Here is a 20,290-nt window from a genome sequence, read left to right as displayed (position 1 = left end):
GGCTACCGCTCGGCGGGCGTGGCTGATCGTGTCCGGTTACGCGCCCTGTTTGAGGAAGTTTTCCACATTGCATGGTCTAGGCAGACCACTGTTACCAAGCAGGTAGCTCGTCCGGATGGCCCGGCGTGGTTTTCTCGGCTTCAGCTGTGGTTTTCCCGGCTTCAGCGCCTTCGACGGCGCAGGAGACGGCCGATGCCCGGTGGGGCGTGCCGCTGCCGGGTGACCGCCTCCCCGGTCCCGGTCCCGATCGACGCGCAACCTCCACGGACCGCGGCACGCTCCTCGCGTCCCCGGCTGCCGCCTTGGCCTGATGGCCGCTCCGTCGCGTATCAACACTTACGTGACGGTAGAGTGCCGAGAAAGTGCGTATGGGCGCCGCGAAGAGTCGCACCGGGAGGGGCCGCAGCAATGACCGATAGAAGGGACGTCGGCACAGGCGTCGGCGAGGGCGTCGCGTCACCGCCGGGACACCCGCGGATCGCCGAGCTGACCGCGCGCGCCGCCACGAGCGAGATCCCGGCCGCGGCGCTGTGCCGTGATCTCGCCGTCGCGCACGAGCGGGTCGGCGACGACGCCGGAGCCGTGCGGTGGGCCCTGGCGCTCACCGACGCCGGCAGCGATCTCGGTGCCTGGTCGGCCGTTGCCGGCGTGCTGCGCCGCGTCCTGCCGCGGGTCGCGCCGCTGCCGAGGTCCGCGCGGGTGGCCGTGCTCGGCAGTTACACGACATCGCAGTTCGCCGCGCTGTTGCCGCTGGCCGCGGCGCGAGCCGGGGTCGCCGTCGAGGTCTACGAATGCGGCTACGGGCAGTACCGCCAGGAGATCCTGGACCCCGCGAGTGAGCTCTACCGGTTCCGGCCCGACGTCGTCGTGCTCGCGGTGCACGCTGGGGAGACCGCCCTGCCGGCGGTCGCCGACGACCCAGCCGCCGCGGTGGCCACCGAGGTCGAGCGTTGGACGTCGCTGTGGGACATGATCATAAATCGGTGCGGGGCCCGGATCGTCCAGCACACCTTCGCCATCCCCGGCGAGGTCGCGCTCGGCCATCTGGCGCTGCGGGTTCCCGGCTCCCGGCCGACGATGCTCGCGCGGGTCAACGCCGAACTCGGCCGGGTGTCCGGCCAGCGGGGCGACGGGGTCGCCTTCGTCGACTGCGAGCGGCTCGCCGCCGACGTGGGCAAGCGTGCCTGGTTTGACGCGCGGTACTGGCACCGGTCCAAGCAGGCGGTGTCGCTCGCGCAGGTGCCGCTGTTGGCCCGGCACACCGCCGCGGTGATCGGGGCCCAGCTGGGAACGAGCCGGAAGTGCCTGGTCCTCGACCTCGACAACACCCTGTGGGGCGGCGTGCTCGGGGAGGACGGCCTGGCCGGCATCGCGCTCGGCGACGGCGCCGTCGGGGAGGCGTTCGCCGCGTTCCAGACGTACGTCGCCGAGTTGAAGGCCCGCGGGGTCGTGCTCGCCGTCTGTTCCAAGAACAACGACGCCGACGCCCGGGAGGCGTTCGAGCGTCATCCGGGGATGCGGCTCGGCCTTGATGACATCGCGGTGTTCAGTGCCTGCTGGGACGACAAGCCGACGCAGATCCGCCGGATCGCCGCCGCGCTCGGCCTCGGCCTCGACGCGCTGGTCTTCGTCGACGACAACCCGGCCGAACGCGAGGTCGTCCGCCAGCTCGTTCCCGAGGTGGACGTCGTGGCGCTGCCCGCCGATCCGCACGGCTACGTCCGGGCGCTGGCGGACTACCCCTTCTTCGAGGCCACCGCCCTCACGGCCGAGGACGCCGCGCGCACCGCCGCGTACCGGGCCCGGGCCGAGACGGCCGCCGCCGCGGCGGCGGCGACCTCGCTGGAGGACTTCCACCGCGGGCTGGACATGACCACCACCGTAGTCCCGCTCGACGACATGACCCTGCCGCGGGTCGCCCAGTTGGTCGGCAAGACCAACCAGTTTAACCTGACCGGTCGCCGCCGGGGCGCCGCTGAGATCGAGCGGCTGGCCGCCGACCCCGGCACGGCGGTGTTCTGTGTCCGGCTCGCCGACCGGTTCGCCGACCACGGTCTGGTCGCCGTGGTCATCGCGGTGGAGTCGGCGGGCGCGCTGGACATCGACACCTGGCTGATGAGCTGCCGGGTGATCGGCCGGACCCTCGAGGACGAGGTTGCCGCGCTTGTTCTCGCCGAGGCCCGCCGCCGCGGCCTCGCCCGCGTGACCGGGCACTACCGGCCGTCGGCGAAGAACGTTCTGGTGGCCGGCCTCTACGAACGGCTCGGTTTCGAGCGGGTAGGGCGGGTCGACCCGGCGCCGGTGACGCTGCCGGCCGGGAGATCAGCCGGGGTGGTGCCCGCACCTCCGGACGGGATCACCTCGGCTGCGGAGACGACGTACTGGAGCCGTGATGCGCGGTCACCGTACCTGCCGCCTGGGCTCATCCGGGTCGTCGTGGCCGAGCCGTCCGGCGCCGTGGCCGGGCTGTCCCCCCAGGTGCTCCCCCAGCCGTGGCTGCGGGACCGCAAGACGGAAGAGGTGCCCCGCTGATGGTGCAGGAGCGACTGCGGCAGATCTTCGATGGCACGGCCGGCGATCAGGACACCCGGGATGCCTCCGACCTCGGGCTGTGGGAGATCCTGCAGGAGGACTGGCGCCGGCACTACAAATCGTTCGCCCACCCGGGCCTGCACGTGCTCGCCGTCTATCGCATCGGGCAGTGGCGGCGCACCCGGAGCCGGCCCGTCCGCGGGATCGTGACCGTCTTCTACAAGGTGGTCAACAAAATGATCATCCGTAACCTGTATGGGGCCGAGCTCGACGAGCAGGCGCGGCTCGGCCGCCGGGTCCACATCGGCCATCACCAGGCGATCCTCATCCCGCCGCATTGCGTGATCGGGGACGACTGCACCCTGCGGCACAACCTGACCATCGGCTACGCGAGCGGTACGGCGGACCCGCGGGACGTGCCGAAGGTCGGCAAGCGGGTCGAACTCGCCCCCGGGATCCATCTCATCGGGGCGATCAGCATCGGCGACGACGCCAAGATCGGCCCGGGCTCGATCGTGATGACGGACGTGCCGGCGGGCTCGACCGTCTTCGCCGCTCCCGCGCGGGTGATGCGCCCGCCGGTGCGTTGAGACCGTCCGGGTGACGCGTCCGCCGGCACGCTGAGACCGCCGACGCGCCACTGCGGGATGTCGGCGACCGGCTCGTGGGATCGACTCGGTACGGTTTGAGGCCGGAACGCCGGTGTCCGATTGGACCCGACCTGTGCCGTTGCCGAGATGGGGAGGACTCGCGGATGAAGGTGCTCGTGACGGGCACGGAGGGGTACCTGGGATGCCTGCTCGCGCCCGAGCTGCTGCGCGATGGCCACGAGGTCATCGGGGTGGACACCGGCTACTACAAGTACAGCTGGCTGTACCGCGGCGTCGACCGGACCCCGTTGACCCTTGACAAGGACCTCCGCCATCTCACGGTCGAGGACTTCGCGGGGGTCGACGCCGTCGTGCACATGGCGGAGCTGTCCAACGACCCGCTCGGCGCGCTCGCCCCGGACGTGACGTACAAGGTGAACCACGTCGGCTCGGTCCGGCTGGCGAAGCTGGCCAAGCAGGCCGGCGTCGAACGGTTCGTCTACATGTCCTCCTGCAGCGTCTACGGCGTCGCGACCGGTGCGGACGTCACCGAGGCCTCGCCGGTGAACCCGCAGACCCCCTACGCCGAGTGCAAGGTCTACGTGGAGCGTGACGTCGCCCCGCTGGCGGACGACACCTTCTCGCCGACCTTCCTGCGCAACGCCACCGCCTACGGTGCCTCCCCGCGGCAGCGCTTCGACATCGTGCTCAACAACCTGGCCGGGGTGGCCTGGACCACCGGCGAGATCGCGATGACCTCGGACGGCACCCCGTGGCGCCCGCTGGTCCACGGGCTCGACATCGCGAAGGCGATCCGCCTGGTGCTGACCGCACCGCGCGGCATCGTGCACAACCAGATCTTCAACGTCGGCGACAGCGAGCAGAACTACCAGGTGAAGGAGATCGCGGACGCGGTTGCCACGGTGTTCACCGGCTGCACGCTGAGTTTCGGTGACAACGGCAGCGACAACCGCAGCTACCGGGTGTCGTTCGACAAGATCGCCTCCACCCTGCCCGGCTTCTCCTGCGACTGGAACGCGCTCAGGGGCGCCCAGCAGCTGCACGACGTCTTCACCCGCATCCAGCTCGACAACGAGACGTTTACCGGCCGCGGGCACACCCGGCTCAAGCAGCTTCAGTACCTGATCCGCACCGGCCAGCTCGACACCGACCTGTTCTGGGCCCACCCATGATCATTACGTCGACGCCGATCGCCGGGGTGATGATCGTCGATGTCGAGCCGTTCTCCGATGCCCGCGGCATGTTCGCGCGTACGTTCTGTGCCGGCGAGTTCGCCGCCGCGGGGCTCACGGTCGACGTCGCCCAGTGCAGCGTGGCCTACAACGCCTCCGCGGGCACCGTCCGCGGGATGCACTGGGCGGGGGAGCCGGTGCGGGAGACCAAGCTGGTGCGCTGCACCCGCGGCGCCCTGCTCGACGTCGTCATCGATCCCCGCCCGGACTCGCCGACCTATCTGCGGCACGTGGCGGTGGAGCTCTCGGCCGACAACCATCGGGCGCTGTTCATCGACGCGGGCCTGGCGCACGGGTACCAGACGCTCGTCGACTCCACCGAGGCGACTTATCAGATGAACGTCCCGTTCACGCCGGGACACGACCGTGGGCTGCGCTTCGACGACCCGCGGCTGGGCATCGTCTGGCCGCTGCCCGTCTCGGTGATCTCCGACAAGGACCGTGCCTGGCCGCTGCTGGCCGGCGATGGTCCGGCCGGGGGCCAGGCCGGACCGTCCGGCGACGCCGTGCCACCCGGGTCTTCCGGCATTCAGCGTGATGTAGCTCACACATTTGGCGAGGTCGGCGCGACAGCCTGAATCCGTCGCCCCCGGTTCGGCCAACCGTCGGGCGAGGGCCCCGCTCCACCAGTGAAAATCAATGCTGGCAGGGAAAAGTGGGCGGGGCGTGGGGTGTTGCCCGCGAACGGGGGCAGGCGCGGGGAGGCATCCCGTGGTCGGAGGGTGGTGCCACGGCTTCCTCTCGGCGACTGTGGGTCATGTGGGGGGTGGTGTCCACCGGCTAGCATGACCCGGCGTGCGCAGCACCCGTGACCGCCGATCTTCGCCGGAAAATCATCGGGCTGCCGTCGGCGGTGCCGGCGGTGGCATCTCGCCGACGGAAACGAGCGCTCGTCCGGCGGTCGCCGCTGCGGCGGTGGGTGGCGGGTGTCCGGCCGATGACCGGTGCCCGCACGCCCGGGGTTCGCGCTCTCCTCCGTGCCTTCGCCGGCGATCGCCCGGCGGCGTGGCGGCCCGTCCCGGCTTCACGAAGATCATGTCGTTCGCGGGACCGTCGCGTCCTTCTGGTCGGATGGGCGGTCATCATGTCGTTCGGCCTCGCGGCCGGCTGGCACAGCCATTCCCGTCCACCAGATCGTGAAGATCGATGTCGACATCTCACCTAGGGGAACGCATGTCATCCGCAACCCCGGCCCAGCGCGGTAGTGGCACCGCCGAGGCCGACGCGACCCAGAAGCAGGATGTTCCCGGCGGCCTCGCCACGGCGGTAACCGCCTGCCGGTCCTGCGGCGGACCGGCCCCGCGCCTGTTCCTCTCCCTGGGGTCCACCCCCATCGCCAACCGCCTGGTGCGCGCCGACGCCCTCGACGCGACCGATCCGTCGTTCCCGCTTGAGGTCGGCTTCTGCGAGGCCTGCGCACTCGTGCAGCTCACCCACGAGCTGCCGGTGTCCGAGATCTTCGACGAGGACTATCCCTACTTCTCCTCGTTCTCCGACATGCTCGTCCGCCACGCGGAGAAGCACGTGATCGACCTGATCGCGAGCCGCAACCTCGGGCCGGACAGCCTGGTGGTCGAGGTCGCCAGCAACGACGGCTACCTGCTGAAGGCGTTCGTCGAGCGGGGCATCCCGGTCCTCGGGATCGAGCCGACCCCCGGCCCGGCCGCGGCCGCCCGGGAGGCGGGCGTGCCGACCCGCGAGGAGTTCTTCGGCGCGGAGCTCGCCCGCCAGCTCGTCGCGGAGGGCCGCAAGGCCGATGTGATCATCGCGAACAACGTGATGGCCCACGTCCCGGACCTCAACAGCTTCGTCGAGGGCTTCTCGATCCTGCTCGCCGACGGCGGCCTCGTCGACGTCGAGAACCCCGGGGTCGGCGCGTTGCTGGCCCACACCGAGTTCGACACGGTCTACCACGAGCACTTCTGCTACTTCTCCACGATCGCGGTCGACGTCCTGATGCGCCGGCACGGCCTCGCGCTCGTCGGCGTTCAGGAGTTCCCCGAGCTGCACGGCGGCACCCTGCGGTGGAGCATGCAGCACACCGCCGCCGCGGAGCCGGCCGAGTCGGTGGCGGCGGTGCTCGACGCCGAGCGGGCCGCCGGGCTCGACACGTTCGACCGGTACGCCAGCTTCGGCGACGACGTCCGCACCGTGCAGGACGAGCTGGTGGCGTTGCTGCGCTCGCTGCGCGCCGACGGTAGGACCATCGCCGCCTACGGCGCGGCGGCCAAGGGAGCGACCCTGCTGAACTCCAGCGGCATCGGCACCGACCTGCTCGATTTCGTCGTCGATCGCAACATCCACAAGCAGGGCCGGTACCTGCCCGGCGCCCGGTTGCCGATCCTCGATCCCGCCGTCCTGCTGGAGCGGCAGCCTGACTACCTGCTGCTGCTCGCGTGGAACGTGAAGAAGGAGATCATCGCCCAGCAGGCCGAGTACGCCGCGCGCGGCGGCTCCTTCATCGTGCCGGTTCCCCGGCCCGTAGTGCTGTAGGCAACCCATCGTGGTCTCAGGCCGTCGTTATTTCCGTCCGCGGTTGTGCGGACCCTGCTCGCTGGGCTGGCCGAGCCGGTCGGGCTGGTCGGGAGAGCGGGTATGACGGACAGCGACGGGGACCTGAGAGCCCCGGGTGGGGAGGACGACTCTCCATCCGAGGGTTCCCCTGACGAGACCCGGTACGTGCCACGATCGCAGCGCCCCGCGCGGGCGACCGGGCAGCGTCCCGGCGAGCGGACCGAACGTCCCGGCGAAGGGTCCGAACGCCGTGGCGACCGCCGACCCGGCGAGGGTTTCGAGGTGGTCACGGGGCCGGTCCGCCCGCAGCCCGCTCCGGCGCCGCGGCCGGGGCCCGGGCCGTCCGGGCCCGCGATCCAGCCGCCCGTCGGCGACCCGCACCTGTCCCAGCCGCCATCCCGCCCGGTGACGCCCCCTGTCCGTCCGGGGGCCGGCGAGCCACCGCCCGGCGTCGTCACCGCCACGATGGACCTGAGCGCGCTGCAACGCCGGTTGCGGGCGGAGAAGACCGAGCTCCTCCATCGGGTCGAGGGGCAGGCTCCCCGGCATCGCCGCTCGGACCGGCGGGCGCGCCGAACCGACGAGACCGACCCGGAGAGCACGCAGATCTTTCCGCGGCAGCCCCCCGCCGGGCGTGACGGCCGATCTCCCGGGGCGGGCGCCGCGCGGTCCCGCGATCGACGAAGGCTCGCCGCGGCGGGCGGCGGCGAGCGTGCCGCGGCCGCGTCCTTCGGGCCGGGGCCCGCTAACGGGGCCGAGGGCCTGGCGGACGATCTGACCGGCGGCGAGGGTCCGGGCGGCGAGGGTTCCGGCGGCTGTGGCGGAGCCAGGTCGAAGGCGATCTGGACGCTGATGGACCAGGCCGTCTCCAGTGCGACGAACGCCGCGATCTCGTTCCTGATTGCCCATCAGGTCAGCGACGTCGAGTACGGCGCGTTCGGTATTGCGTACACGTTGTTCTCCATCGTCATCGGCCTGGTCCGTGCCGGGAGCTGCATGCCGCTGAGCATGTTCTACTCGAGTGTCACCCGGAGTGACTTCCGGGCGGCGGCCACCGCCACCACCGGCTCGTCGTTCGTCTTCGGCGTGGCCGTGGGAATCACGTTCGTCGGCCTGGGCCTGCTGCTCGGCGGCCCGGTCGGGTCGTCGTTGTCGGCGATGGGCCTCGTGCTGCCCGGCCTGCTGCTGCAGGATGCGTGGCGCTATGTCTTCTTCGCGATGGGGAAGCCCTTCGGCGCCTTCGTCAACGACACCGTCTGGGCGGTCGTCCAGATCCTCGGGATCTTCCTGCTCATCCACCGCGGTGTGACCGCATCCCCGCCGCTGCTGCTCGCCTGGGGGGCCTCGGCTCTCGTCGCGGCCCTGCTGGGGATAGCCCAGGCCGGCTTCTGGCCGTCGCCCGGCGAGACCCTTCGATGGCTTCGCAGGAACAAGTCGAACTCCGCCTACCTGGCGGCGGAGTTCATCACTGTCCAGGGCGCGATGCAGACCTCGCTGCTGGTGATCGGAGCGGTGGGTTCGCTGGCGACGGTGGGCGCCCTGCAAGGCGCGCGCACGCTGCTCGCCCCGACCACGGTGGTCGGGGTGGGGGTCGTGAGCTTCGCGTTGCCGGAGTTCTCCAAGCGGACCTCCATGACCCGCCACGCCCGGGAGCGCGCCGCCTACGCTCTCTCGGCCCTCGTCCTCGCCATTGGCACGGCGTGGAGCCTGATCTTCTACCTCCTTCCGGAACGTTACGGTCAGGTGTTGTTGGGCGACTCGTGGGATGGCGTCAAGAACATCCTGGGGCTGTCAATCCTGCACTATCTGGCCGCATCGGTCGCGGTCGGACCGGCATGTATGGTCTACGCACTCGGAAAAACTAAGATCACATTCCGGGTCAATGCAGCCTTTGCGCCAATGTTGTTTGGTTTTCCCATCATTGGGTTGCTTGTCGGGGGCGCGCGGGGCGCGGTCGTCGGCTATAACATCGCTTTCTGGTCCATTGCACCGGTGTGGTTTGTACTGCTCCGCCGGCTCGGTCGGGAGCACGACGTGGAGCAGGCCGCGCTACGGGACGCGGAGCGGGCGGCGCGGAGCGGCTCCGGGCCTGCTCCCGCCCCGGCGGAGCCGGGAGGACGAGAGTTGCCGCGCCCGCGCCGGGCCGGGATGAGCGACGCACGCCGGTCGAGACGGTCGAACGCCGGCGAATCTGACCATCGAATGGATCCCGTGGATGATGTCGAGGATGTGGATGTCGCTCCGGAGCACGGCCCTCGCCGGCCTGGTCGCGGAACCGGATCGCGGCGTGGTGGGCGGGGCACCTGAGCGTCCGTGCGGCGTCAGTCATAGCTATAGACCGTTTACTATCCGCTATCGGCTATGCTCACAAGTCGGCTCCGTCAGATCTAGACCGTGGTCCGGCAATCGGGCCGGATGCTCCTGTGGGGGGCCACATTGAGTTCGCTTCATGTCCCGCTGGAGGAGTCGTTGCGTCGTCTCACCGGCACTCCGATCCGGATGCGGGCCCGGTCCGCTCGTTCTGAGTCCGTGGCGGGTGCGTCATGAGTCGCAACGTGCAGGCGGGCAACGAGACCAGCCGGGCTCCCTCCGCCCCGTCCCTGCTTCGTATCCTCCAGCCACGGCTGCTGGTCGTCGCCATCGTCGTGGTCATCTTCGCGGCTCTGGCGGCCGCCTACTCCAAGACGCAGACGGCGACCTACCGGTCGAGTGCCCGGGTCTTCCTCTCGACGGATTCGGGCACGCTCGGTGCCAACTCGGTCGACGCGACCCGCTTCGTGCAGACCCAGGCGCAGTTCGCCCAGTCCTCGGCGGCCGTCGCGGAGATCGCGAAGGAACTCAAGCTGCCCGAGGTGGACGTCGCCGCCCGGCTCAGCACCTCGCCGTCCGACGAGGGCTACTTCTTCGTCATCGAGGGGAAGGGCTCGAGCCAGCAGGGGGCGGACGCGCTGGTCAAGTCGGCCGAGGATGCCTACAGCAAGCTCTTGACGACTTACGGCCCCAACAGCCAGGCGAATATCAGCGCCATGATCAAGCTACGTGACGGGCTGGTGGCGGAGCAGGCCGCCGCGGGTCAGGGAGCCGGTATTGCCGGGAGCGTCGACAACACCGTCCGCAACACGCAGATCGCGAACCTCAACACGCAGATCGCCACCGCCCGCACCGCCTCCGCGCTGGCGAGCACGTCGATCAAACTGGCCGAGCCGCCCGTCGCCGGGGGCCAGAGCGGGCCGAACCTGTTCCGTAACACGCTGGTCGCTGCGATCGTCGGGCTGCTCGGTTCGATCGCGGCGATCTGGATCATGTATCAGCGCCGGCCCACGATCCTCGACCCGCACAACCCGTCCGACACCCTGGGCGTGCCGCTGATCGCAGTCCTGGAGCCGGGACGGACCACCGCCAGCGCGGCCGAGACCCTGGTCTCGGCGATGTCCGCGGTGATGTCCCCGACGAGCAAGGTGGTCGCGTTCACCCCGGCGTCGCGGGGGGACCTGACCGCCGACCTCGTCGCCTCCGTGGCCGCGGCCTGGTCCGATGATCAGGGCGTCGTCCTGATCCTGGACACCTCGCCGTCGTCCGAGGTGCGGGGAGTTCTCGAGGGACTGCCCCGGGCGACCTCCGGGGAGCTGCCTCGCTGGGCGCACGAGCCGACCTGCCTGGCACGCTCGTCCGGCACCGGGCGGGGGCACATCCTCTACAACCGAGTGTCGCCGGCCCGGGCCGCCCGGCCCGGTGGCCTCGCCCCGATCCTCGCCGACCGGGCGCCGGTCGTCGACCTCGTCATCCTCGTCACCTCGGCGTTGGCCGAGCTGCCGATGACCGCGGCCTCCGCCATCCAGGCCGACGCCGTCGTGGTCATCACCTCCACCGAAACCAGTCTCAAGGAGCTCGAGCAGGTGCCGCGGGACTGGCCGGCGCTCGCCGAGCGAGTTGTGGGCGTCGTGCACGACGGCCGGACCGGCATCCGCCGGGCCGTCGCGGCGGCCCCGGAGCGTCGTTCGTCGGTCGACACCATCACCTCCAACTCCCCGGTGGGGGACTCGGCTCCGGTGAGCAAGCGGGGCGGCGGCGTGGACTCGGAGGCCACCGACCGCTACGCCCGCCCCGGCAAGCGTTAGGACAGCCCGTAGCCGCGAGGGTCCGGGGGCCCCGAGGTTCCCTGATTCATTCTAGACGGCTCTGGATTCTAGGAGGCGCAACGCCGGTATGACGAGCCGGGCGGTCAGCGTAATCTGACCGTCCGGCTTTTTGTCGTACCGGCTCCTCGTGGTATGCCCGGTCCCGGTCCCAGCGCCGGCCATCGCGATGGTGAGGCGAGCGGAACCGTTAGTCCATCCTTCGGTGGCTCGACACGGGGACCCGCGGCGACCGTCGGCGGGCGCGGCGAGCACGGGTGGGGCGGCGGTCTGTGTGGACGGCGCCATCCGCGCGATGTGGTGCGGTCGCGCGCGTGCCGTGGGTCAGATCGCGGCGAAGGACCGGCCCGGCACGGGAGCCGGTGGGAGCGGCGGTGACGACGCTCCCGGATCCCCTTGGAGCCTGACGGCCTCCTCTGGGGTCACCGTGAACCAGGTGACGAGCAGGAGGCCGAGTCCGGTGACGACCGGGGCCAGCAGGCCTCCGGACAGCACGCTATAGAAGATCAACACAGATCCGGAGAGCACGAACGACTGCGAGCCGCGTACGAACATCGCTACCACCAGACCGATGAACGCGGTGGTCCCGACGACGCCGTACTCGAGGATCAGCTTGGGTAGGAGGGCGTAGTTCAGCGGCAGTCCGGTGCGGTGGTAGAAGGCGGCGGCGTCCCGGTCGGCGAACCCGGGCCCCCAGCCGAACGCCACCGTCATCGGATCGCTGCCGAGCGCGTCCCAGGTCCGCTGGTACGGCTGGACGAAGCGCAGGCTGCCGCTAGACGTCGATGAGGACGTCTCCGTGGCACGCGCGGCGAAGATATCCGACGCCGGGGTGAAGCTGATGATCAGCGCCACGAGGCTCACCCCGAGCAGGGCGGTGAGCGCGAATCGGGCGCCCTTGTGAACGGCCAGTAGGACGCCCGCGCAGGCCAGCAGGAGCAGACCGGTGCCAGAAACGGTGCTCAGGATGGCCAGCACAAACATGATCATGCGCCACCAGCCGCCGTTACGCAGTGTGCAGACCACGATACCGAAGCCGAGGAACTGCGAGCAGAACGACGCCTCGAGGCAGATGAAGGCGTTCGACTTGTACAGTGACGAGCCATACTGCACGGGGTAGGACGTGTTGAACCCCTGCATCAGGAACTGCGGCGGCACGACGTTCTTGACGACGTCGGTGTATGGAACGCCGACGAGCTGAATGGCGAACTGGAACAGGGCGAGACCGGCGAGCACCGTGATCATGATCAGAAAACGGTCCAGCAACCGGGGCAGGAGAGCGCGGGCGTCCGCGCCGCGCAGGCCGAAGAGGAACGGCACGTATGTCGCCAGCAGCAGCAACAACGAGGTGAAGGACGTGTCGTCGTTCTGCTGGAGGAAGGAGACGAGTGCCGAGGCCGAACATGCCGTCATCGCGACGAGGTAGGTGGTCACCCGGCCGGAGTTGTACGTCAGACCTCCGCGCCGCAGCATCAAGGCTGCGCAGACATAGGTGATCGGCAGGATTACCTGAACCTGTGAACTGCCCACCGGGAAAGCGATCCGTTGCAGGAAGATCTCGCAGAAGAGCAGAATCGTCAGCATCCGGAGGGTGGCGTCGTTGACCGACTTCTCGCTGCCGGCCTCCTGGGTCGGGATCACCCACGACCGTGGAATCTTGGTCGTGAGCGTGGTGGTGACCACTGGTTCCCGTCCCCCGTTCCTGGTCAGTGGGCTCCCGGGCGCCGCGCCCGGCGGCGGGGCCCGGCGATGGAAGCCCATCGGCACGTCGGCACGTCGGATAGCTGGCGCGACGGGCGGACGGCGCGGGCGGTTCAGTGTATCCGGGGCCCTCGTGCCGTCTCGCAAGGCGGTCTCCGTGCCGTTTCCGGAGCGCACGGTTGCGTCTTCGTCACGTCTCGCAGCCAGCTGGTGGGGGCTCTTCGAACCCGGCGCGGGCGGTGGATAATAGCGGTCGTCTAACCCGACAGCCATCGGTTTGCATCCGTGTAGATCGGTGCCGCCATGAGGGACCCAGCTCGGGAACCCGCCTGGCGGTGACGCGCGTTTGTCGTACCAGGACGGCGTCATCGCCGCGGTGATATTCGATTTTGGTCTGCCTCGGGTTCGGACCGGTCATCATCGCCGTTGTGGCGGTTGTGCAGGATCTGGTCCTGGTCCCGAGGCCGGGATCGTGCCGTCGGCGGACTTCTAGGCCTCGGGGCCCGTGGGCTCTGGCGCGCCCACGGGCCCCGAGTCGTTGCGCAGCGGGAGCGCGTCAGTAGCTTTTCTTCGCCGGCCGCAGGTGTAGCTCGGTGATCTCCGCGGTGGGTGGGAGTCGGATCAGGTAATCGACGAGATCGGCCACGTCGGCCGCTTGGACGAGTAGCTCGGGCGCGTACTCACGGCCTTCCCGGGCGTAGATCGCCTCCTGCCGCGGGGTCGCCGTACGGCCGAGATGGATGGTAGTCACCCGGATGCCGTCGGCGTTGATCTCCTGGCGCAGGCTGTCGGCGAACCCCCGCATGGCGTGCTGGGTGGCGGCGAACACGCTGGTGCCCGCGCCGGCCCGGATGCCCTGGGTGGAGTTGACGATGACGATGTCGGCGCCGCGGTCGGCCCCGGCGACCCGCAGCGCCGGCAGCAGTCGCTGGGTGAGCGCGTACGGTGCCCGGACGTTCGCGAGGTACTGGGCGTCGAGATCGGCCAACGACACGGCGTCCACCCGGGCGCTTCCGTAGGCGCCGGCGCTGTGCACCAGATGATCGACGCGGCCGTAGCGGCCCGTGACCTCGGCGGTGAACGCGACGACGGCCGCGTCGTCGGTCAGGTCGAGGCACACCGGCGTCAGGGTGCCTGGCCCGGTTGCCTCCTTGCCGAGGGCGTCGAGCCGGGTCTGGTCGCGCCCAAGCGCGAGGACGGTGGCTCCGTCCGAGGCCAGCAGCAGCGCGGTGGCCCGGCCGATGCCGCTCGATGCACCGGTCACCACAGCGACCTGCCCGGCGAGCGGAACCTCGTCCGCCGCCGGGCCGTCCGCGCCTGCGCCCGCGCCCGATCCGTTCGGGGCCGCCATCAGACGTTCTGGTGGGAGAACACCAGTACCGCGTCCTCCCGCGGCGGCGCGGTGTCGTAGGTCAGGCAGATGTCCTCGGGGATCCGGCTCAGGTCGGTGCCACGCAGGTAGTCCCGCATGGTCGTGCCGGTGCACTCCGCGTCGACGTTTGGCGCTCCGACGTGGTTGACCACGTCGTCGAAGTGGACGGTGCGGAAGTCCATGCTGAACAGGGTGCGGCCGGAGTTGTTCGGCACCGAGGAGTGCAGCTGGGCCGCCAAGAAGATCATTATTCCGCCGGAGGGGGCGACCACCCGGGTCTGCGGAAAGATTTCCACCTCCTCCTCGGGCTTGGGCTGCTTGCGAGTGTCGGACTTGATGTGCTTCGCGGCGTCGGCCCGGTTCTTCGCGTTCCACTCGTAGTAGTCGTAGTCGCGGGAACCGTTCTTCACGCCCTGGGAGAAGTAGCGCGGGTGGAAGGCCATGGCGTTCTCCGGCACGATGTCGAAGATCGGCATCCACCAGTTGAGCTGGCAGAACGGTGCCGAGTACCAGGTGTCGCGGTGTGGGTGGAAGGCGTAGGCGATGCCCGAGGTGAGGTAGTCGTCCGACGTCGAGGTCCGCAGCCGGGGCACGTCGAAGTAGGTCTTCGACAGGTCGCAGCCGTGCTCGGCGAGAATCGCCGGCAGCAGCTCCTTGCAGGTGGGGTGGTGGATGAACCGTGGCTTCAGCTCGGCGAGCAGGGCCGCGTAGTCCTCGACCGGCATGTGGTACTGCGCCGTCTCGGGGTCGAGATCGCCGAAGGCCTCGCGGATCAGGGCGCGGCTGAACTCGACGAACTCCCGCGTCGCGGGCCTGGGCGCGTAGACGAACAGCTCGCCGGCGTAGAGCCTCGCCCGCCGCTCGTCATCGGACAGCGTGGACTCGACCAGTACCGAACTCATCAGGTTCCCCCTCGGAACGAACATGGGTGAGAAGCAGCCGGGCCATGGCGAGTTCGTCCGGCGTGGTGACATGGATGTTCGCCGGCTCGCCGGGGATGACCACGACTAGGCCGCCGGCCGCGGCGACCATCGCCGAGTCCTCGACGGCCTCGCGGGCCCCCGCGTGCACGGAGCGCAGCAGGTCCGCCCGGAAGGCGTGCGGGGTCTGCACGAGCCGGTGCGTCTCCCGCGGCAGCGAGGCCCCAGTGACCAACCGGGGGGTGTCGTCGGGGAGGCCGTCGATCACCGTCGAGTGGATCTCCTTGACGACCTCGGTGAGCGGGAGCCCGGGTACGGCCGCGTCGGCGCCGGCGCGGACCTCGTCGACGACCCGCTGGTACAGGGCGGGAGTCGCGAGCGGATGGGCGGCGTCGGTGATCACGATGATTCCGGCGTCCGCGGGCACGGCCGCCAGCCCCGCCCGGACGGACTCGGCCCGGGTGGCGCCGCCGGCGACGACCCGCACTCCGTCCGGCGGTGACCAGTGGCCGATCAGGGCGGCGGGGACGACCACGGCGATGCCGTCACTGGCGGGCCGCGCTGCCGCGACCGGGTGGGCGAGCAGGGGCTCACCCCCGAGGTCGAAGAACTGTTTCGGCCCGCCGAAACGCGTGCCGCCGCCGCCGGCCAGCACGATCGTCCAGACCGGGCCGCTGTTCCCGGTGCTCCCCGCGCCGTTGGTGACGGCGACAGCGGTGTCGGTCACCGCTGGGCTCCCGCGGGCGCGGCGCTGGTGACGTCGCTGAGCAGATCGACGCCCGCCAGGGCGTCGGCCGCCGCCGCGACGGTGTCGAACGGCAGGTCCGCGCGGTCGGCGATGTCGAGCAGGCTGCGCGTGCCGTCGGCCAGGTTCAGCACCCACAGCAGGCCCATCTCGATCGCCTGGCGGTTCATGGTGGCCCCGATGGCGCGGTACAGGCCTCGCCGGCCGAGCTGCGGCTCCCCGTAGGGGGCGGTGTTGCGCCAGATGCGGTCGCGCTCGCAGATGGCGATCGTCCGCAGCAGGATCGCGAACGAGTCGGCCAGTGACTCCGGGGTCACGAAGTCGAGGTCGTCCGCGGACGTGTGGTATTGCGGATAGTCGCCGTGCTGGCCGCGCCCGAACCGGCCGACGGGCAGGTCGAAGCCGGGGGAGCAGAACTGCCGTTCGTCGTAGCCGTAGGGGGAGAAGTCGATGGCCCGGTGCGGCCGCCCGGTCTCGGCGAGCGCCGCGGCCGCGGCCCGGTCGACGACGGCGTCACCCCGCCGGCTGCGCTTGTAGGTCGGGTCGGAACGGTCACCCAGGCCGGTCAGCACCAGCCCGTGCCGAATGCGCCCGACGGTGTCGCGGTTGCGCGCGAGCCAGGTGATCGATCCGATCGTGCCGGGGATGAACAGCAGCCGGAAGGTGTGCCGGCGGGGCAGCCTGGCCAGGGTGCGGGCCAGCAGGGTGGCCGTGGCGATGCCCGAGCAGTTGTCGTTCGCCATCGCCGGGTGGCAGGTGTGGGTCGTGATGAGGAACTCGTCGTCCGTGGTCCCGGGCAGCATGATCTCGCCGTAGGTCAGCGACCCCGCGGTGAGGGTGGTGTCGATCTCCACGCCGTACTCGCCGTCGGGCAGCGCGGCAAGCTGCCGGTCGGTCAGGCAGAAGCCCCAGTTCTCGGTGTAGTAGGAGGTCCGGTAGGGCACCCAGTCCGGGCGGTCCGGCATCGAGAACAGGTGCGGGCGCAGCTCGTCGAGGGACAGCCGGGCGTGGACCGGTGTGCTGTACCCCAGCAGGTGCAGCGGGTTGTCAGCGGCGTCGACGATGGTCTTGCCGTCCGGGCCGGTCAACCGGGCCGAGGTGACGTTCCATTCCCGGGGCACGGTCCAGCCCAGGACCGGTGTCCCGCTGGGGACCTCGTGCACCGTGAGCGCGGGCTCCGGGCCGAGCGCCCGCGCGACGGTGGCGAGCGTCGTGCGGACACCGTCCCCGGTGATACTGCGCGCGGGGGGCAGCAGGGTGGCGATCAGGTCGTGCAGCCACGTACCCGGGTCGGCGCCTGCCGTCGCCGCGTACTCGCTTGCGCCGCCGGGGTCGGAACCGCTCAGGGGGGAACCATTCGGCTCGGGACTGCCGGAGCCGCGGGAGGAATCGCTCATCGCTGGACCCGTCCGGAACCTCAGCCGGCCCAGACACGCCAAGGCGCGGCACCGGAATCCCAGAGCTGGTTCAGCTCGGTCCAGTCGCGGAACGTGTCCATACCCATCCAGAATCCGTCGTGGGTGTGCAGGGTCAGCTGACCGTCCCGGGCCAGCTGCTGCAGCGGATGACGCTCCAGCAGCAGTGCCGGGTCGTCGTCGAGGTACTTGTCGATGAACTCGCGCTCGAAGACGAAATATCCCCCGCTCACCCAGCCGGTCTGCGGCGGCTTCTCGGCGAAGAGGGTGACGGCGTTGCCGTCCGTGGTCAGCTCGCCGTAGCGACTCGACGGCCGGACGCCGGTGACCGTCCCGATCCGCCCCGACGCCAGGTGGTCGGCGAGCACCGCGCCGATATCGACGGCACCGACTCCGTCGCCGTAGGTCAGCATGAACCGCGGGCCGGTCAGGTACTGGGCGACCCGGCGCAGCCGGGCTCCGGTTCCGGTGAGTAGGCCCGTCTCGGCGAAGGTCACCTCCCACGCCTCGTCGCCCACGGTGTTGTGGAACTGGGGGGTGTGGTCGTCGGAGAGCGTGAGGGTGAAGTCGGCGACCTGCGCACGGTAGGCGAGGAAGTAGTTCTTGATCAGATCGCTCTTGTAGCCGAGGCAGAGCACGAACTTACGGAAGCCGTAGTGCTCGTAGGTCTTCATGATGTGCCACAGCACCGGCTTGCCGCCGATGTCCACCAGCGGCTTGGGTAGTTTCTCGCTGGCTTCCCGCAGCCGGGTTCCCATCCCGCCGCACAGGATCACGACGGGGATGTCCGCCACGTCGGGAATCTCGCTGGTCTGGGCGATCTCGATGCTCAAGGCTGTTGCGTCTCCCGTGCTCATGCCCCGGTCCGGACGCGCTCGGGGCAGATGGGCGTCGATGGCCTGGTCGTCGCGGGACCGCGATGCGCTCCGGGCGACCCGGGACAGCCGTCCCGCGGGCCGGCTGGTCGTGACCGGTGGGGGCAGCCACCGGGCGGTCCGGCTGCGCGGGCGGCGCGTTCTCACGCGGGTGAGGACGTCGCTGCTCGCCCGCGAACGTGCGTGCGGGCGTGATCCCGTGGCAACGGTACCGTATGGGCCTTTGCCGGCTGGTGGTGTCCCTACGAACCCGCGCGTGCGGCATAGACCCCACAACCCCGCGGGCCTCCCATGCGTCTGATTCCGGTAACTCCCGTGACTCCCCTGACTCCGGTGACTCTGGGACCGGATGACGGTTTCGGTGGGTCGGGTGCGCCTGTCGAACGATTCTCTCGGAGCGGGAGGGTTGGCCTACGGATGGTCGATCGTTGCACTGCGTGATAAGCCGAGGCCGCCGAAGGCACACTTCGTCAGTGGTTGTTACTGTTTGGCGATCACTCTCGGATTACTGAACGAGTCTCGGCTCAGGTGTCGACGGTGATGGCGGATCTCGTTGCGAGTCACCGGATCGGGGAGAGTGCCGCCCTTGACCGTACTTTTGCGTTACATGAGTAAAAATGACTTTATAGGTAGAAACGTACGACTGGGGTGATGCGGGTGCGCGGGCGCTCCTGGTCGGATGACCCTCCGGCCGGCCGCTGGCCGGTGGACGGATCGCCATCCTCGGACCAGGACGGCACGGTGCGCCACTCCGAGGCGGATCCGCCCCGTTCGGCCGATCGGCGGCTCGCCGGTGGAAGCGCCGGCATGCCGACCCCGTCCCGGGGCGAGTGGCTGGACGCCCGGCTGCTCCCGCTGCGCCGTCGCCGAAGTGACACGACGACGCGGATGCTCTGTTCCCCCAGCGAGGGTTCCCCACCGAGCTGGTCCACATCCGCCGCAACGGTGCTTCTTGCGACGCGCGTGGCGGCCCGGTCACAGGCCCCGCCGGGGACCGGGCGGACCCAGCGCGGGCACGTTCGGACGGTGTCACCACGACCGTGTTCCATTGGCACGGGCGGCAGGCCCCGGCCGGTAAGGGGCTGGACACGCCGGACACGAACGTCCTGGCCTGGGGCGTGCCGGCTCGAGGCGTGCCGGCCTGGGACGGGTCGATCTGGGACGTGCCGGCCCGGGACGTCCCAGCCTGGGACGGGCAGGTACCGGACGCGCGTGTTCGGGCGGACGACGGCGGTGGGCCTGGCCCGGGTCGTCCATCTCGCGTCGCCGGTTGGATCACCGCGCGCCCCGGGGGCCGAGCCGGCCGAATCCCGCGTCTCCCGCTCGTCGCGGTCTCGATCGCGGTCGTGCTCGCCCTGACCGCCCTGACCGCCTGGGTTCTGGCGCCCTCCGGAGGACACCCCACGGACACAGCGGCCGGCGGCCCGACGTCCGCCCCGCCGACGCCGCCCCCGCCGCAGTCGCCGCCCGCGCGGTCGCCGGGCTCCGGCCTCTCGCCCGCACCGGGGGTCCAGCCGCCGGTCACCGCGCCCCGGGTACAGCGGGCCGCCACGACCGGTGAGTTTCCCACGGGGGTCGCCGCGCACACGTTGGCGCAGGCGAACCGCTGGGCGGAATTCCGTGGCCGGCCCAACGACGTCGTCGTCATGTACACCGAGCGGTCCAGCTGGCGGGCGATCGTCGAGCCCTGGATCGGGCGCGACGCCTCGACCTTCGCCGGCTTCTCTGGCATATGGGTCATCAGCCAGCCGCTCTTTCCAGACCAAGGGCCGGAGAAGGGCAACCTCGCCGACTGTGCGGCCGGCCGCTACGACGCCGAGTGGCGGCAGTTCGGCCGCTGGCTGGTGAGCATGGGGCGGGGCGACTCGTTCGTCCGGCTGGGCTGGGAGTTCAACGGGCTGTGGTTCGCGTGGGCGGCCACGGACCCGCAGCAGTGGGTGCAGTGCTTCCGCAACGCCTCGTCGGCGATCAAGGCCACCAGCCCGCGGGTCCGCATCGACTGGAACCTCAACGCCCACGGCTCGACCACGTCGGTTGGCGCCTTCGATCTCTACCCGGGTGACCAGTACGTCGACGTCATCGGGGTCGACACCTACGACCAGTACCCGCCGAGCCCGACCTACGCCGACTTCGACAACCAGTGCAACGGGGACGGCGGTCTCTGCCAGGTGATCCTCTTTGCGCGGACCCATCACAAGCTGTTCTCGGTGCCGGAGTGGGGTGTGGTCAGCCAGCCC

Annotated in this window: 14 protein-coding genes; 8 read left to right on the top strand and 6 right to left on the bottom strand. The window is 70.3% G+C overall.

The features are described from left to right. The first annotated feature begins 408 nt into the window (after window positions 1–408). From AC08OJ_RS00505 to AC08OJ_RS00475, 7 genes are all read left to right on the top strand, one after another. Window positions 409–2,532: an HAD-IIIC family phosphatase gene (locus AC08OJ_RS00505; RefSeq protein WP_476594818.1), complete on the top strand. Its 2,124-nt coding sequence runs from the start codon at window positions 409–411 to the stop codon at window positions 2,530–2,532. Beyond that, window positions 2,532–3,122, top strand: a complete 591-nt coding sequence (locus AC08OJ_RS00500) for a serine acetyltransferase (protein WP_476593482.1) — start codon at window positions 2,532–2,534, stop codon at window positions 3,120–3,122. Before AC08OJ_RS00505 ends, AC08OJ_RS00500 begins: the two co-directional genes overlap by 1 nt. A 164-nt stretch (window positions 3,123–3,286) precedes the next feature. Beyond that, window positions 3,287–4,315, top strand: coding sequence for an NAD-dependent epimerase/dehydratase family protein (locus AC08OJ_RS00495; protein ID WP_476593483.1), 1,029 nt, complete (start codon window positions 3,287–3,289; stop codon window positions 4,313–4,315). Then, the gene (locus AC08OJ_RS00490) at window positions 4,312–4,953 is read left to right on the top strand and encodes a dTDP-4-dehydrorhamnose 3,5-epimerase family protein (RefSeq protein WP_476593484.1); all 642 of its coding nucleotides are present in this window, start codon (window positions 4,312–4,314) and stop codon (window positions 4,951–4,953) included. The genes AC08OJ_RS00495 and AC08OJ_RS00490 overlap by 4 nt, the downstream gene beginning before the upstream one ends. Window positions 4,954–5,548: 595 nt before the next feature. Next, a complete protein-coding gene (locus AC08OJ_RS00485; RefSeq protein WP_476593088.1) occupies window positions 5,549–6,868 on the top strand; it encodes a methyltransferase domain-containing protein in 1,320 nt (439 codons plus the stop codon). Between the two features lie 186 nt (window positions 6,869–7,054). Beyond that, window positions 7,055–9,196, top strand: coding sequence for a hypothetical protein (locus AC08OJ_RS00480; protein ID WP_476594817.1), 2,142 nt, complete (start codon window positions 7,055–7,057; stop codon window positions 9,194–9,196). A gap of 236 nt (window positions 9,197–9,432) precedes the next feature. Further along, window positions 9,433–11,007, top strand: a complete 1,575-nt coding sequence (locus tag AC08OJ_RS00475) for a Wzz/FepE/Etk N-terminal domain-containing protein (RefSeq protein WP_476593090.1) — start codon at window positions 9,433–9,435, stop codon at window positions 11,005–11,007. A gap of 342 nt (window positions 11,008–11,349) precedes the next feature. Here AC08OJ_RS00475 and AC08OJ_RS00470 read toward each other — a convergent pair whose 3' ends face one another. From AC08OJ_RS00470 to AC08OJ_RS00445, 6 genes are all read right to left on the bottom strand, one after another. Further along, window positions 11,350–12,708, bottom strand: coding sequence for a hypothetical protein (locus tag AC08OJ_RS00470; protein WP_476594816.1), 1,359 nt, complete (start codon window positions 12,706–12,708; stop codon window positions 11,350–11,352). Window positions 12,709–13,282: 574 nt separating this feature from the next. After that, window positions 13,283–14,077, bottom strand: a complete 795-nt coding sequence (locus AC08OJ_RS00465) for an SDR family oxidoreductase (protein ID WP_462188840.1) — start codon at window positions 14,075–14,077, stop codon at window positions 13,283–13,285. Next, entirely contained in the window at window positions 14,077–15,000 is a 924-nt protein-coding gene (locus AC08OJ_RS00460; protein WP_476593091.1) for a hypothetical protein, read from the bottom strand. Before AC08OJ_RS00460 ends, AC08OJ_RS00465 begins: the two co-directional genes overlap by 1 nt. Then, window positions 14,963–15,745, bottom strand: coding sequence for an IspD/TarI family cytidylyltransferase (locus AC08OJ_RS00455; protein WP_476593092.1), 783 nt, complete (start codon window positions 15,743–15,745; stop codon window positions 14,963–14,965). The genes AC08OJ_RS00460 and AC08OJ_RS00455 overlap by 38 nt, the downstream gene beginning before the upstream one ends. Continuing rightward, complete coding sequence (locus AC08OJ_RS00450; protein WP_476594815.1) at window positions 15,742–17,160, bottom strand: DUF4910 domain-containing protein; 1,419 nt, start codon at window positions 17,158–17,160, stop codon at window positions 15,742–15,744. The genes AC08OJ_RS00455 and AC08OJ_RS00450 overlap by 4 nt, the downstream gene beginning before the upstream one ends. A 20-nt stretch (window positions 17,161–17,180) precedes the next feature. Then, window positions 17,181–18,035, bottom strand: coding sequence for a glucose-1-phosphate cytidylyltransferase (locus tag AC08OJ_RS00445; RefSeq protein ID WP_462202737.1), 855 nt, complete (start codon window positions 18,033–18,035; stop codon window positions 17,181–17,183). A 1,058-nt stretch (window positions 18,036–19,093) separates the two neighbouring features. Here AC08OJ_RS00445 and AC08OJ_RS00440 point away from each other — a divergent pair. Next, window positions 19,094–20,290, top strand: a 1,197-nt coding sequence (locus tag AC08OJ_RS00440; protein WP_476594814.1) for a glycoside hydrolase family 26 protein, incomplete at its 3' end; no start/stop codon positions are given.

The sequence above is a fragment of the Frankia sp. CgKIO3 genome (genome assembly GCF_977946435.1).
This window is presented reverse-complemented; position numbering and strand designations above follow the sequence as displayed.

Bases quoted from the DNA above. Each gene is read 5' to 3' on its own strand.
- AC08OJ_RS00475 (WP_476593090.1), top strand. From the start codon at position 9,433: ATGAGTCGCAACGTGCAGGCGGGCAACGAGACCAGCCGGGCTCCCTCC.
- AC08OJ_RS00445 (WP_462202737.1), bottom strand. From the start codon at position 18,035: ATGAGCACGGGAGACGCAACAGCCTTGAGCATCGAGATCGCCCAGACC.
- AC08OJ_RS00460 (WP_476593091.1), bottom strand. From the start codon at position 15,000: ATGAGTTCGGTACTGGTCGAGTCCACGCTGTCCGATGACGAGCGGCGG.
- AC08OJ_RS00485 (WP_476593088.1), top strand. From the start codon at position 5,549: ATGTCATCCGCAACCCCGGCCCAGCGCGGTAGTGGCACCGCCGAGGCC.
- AC08OJ_RS00490 (WP_476593484.1), top strand. From the start codon at position 4,312: ATGATCATTACGTCGACGCCGATCGCCGGGGTGATGATCGTCGATGTC.
- AC08OJ_RS00500 (WP_476593482.1), top strand. From the start codon at position 2,532: ATGGTGCAGGAGCGACTGCGGCAGATCTTCGATGGCACGGCCGGCGAT.
- AC08OJ_RS00450 (WP_476594815.1), bottom strand. From the start codon at position 17,160: ATGAGCGATTCCTCCCGCGGCTCCGGCAGTCCCGAGCCGAATGGTTCC.
- AC08OJ_RS00495 (WP_476593483.1), top strand. From the start codon at position 3,287: ATGAAGGTGCTCGTGACGGGCACGGAGGGGTACCTGGGATGCCTGCTC.
- AC08OJ_RS00465 (WP_462188840.1), bottom strand. From the start codon at position 14,077: ATGGCGGCCCCGAACGGATCGGGCGCGGGCGCAGGCGCGGACGGCCCG.
- AC08OJ_RS00505 (WP_476594818.1), top strand. From the start codon at position 409: ATGACCGATAGAAGGGACGTCGGCACAGGCGTCGGCGAGGGCGTCGCG.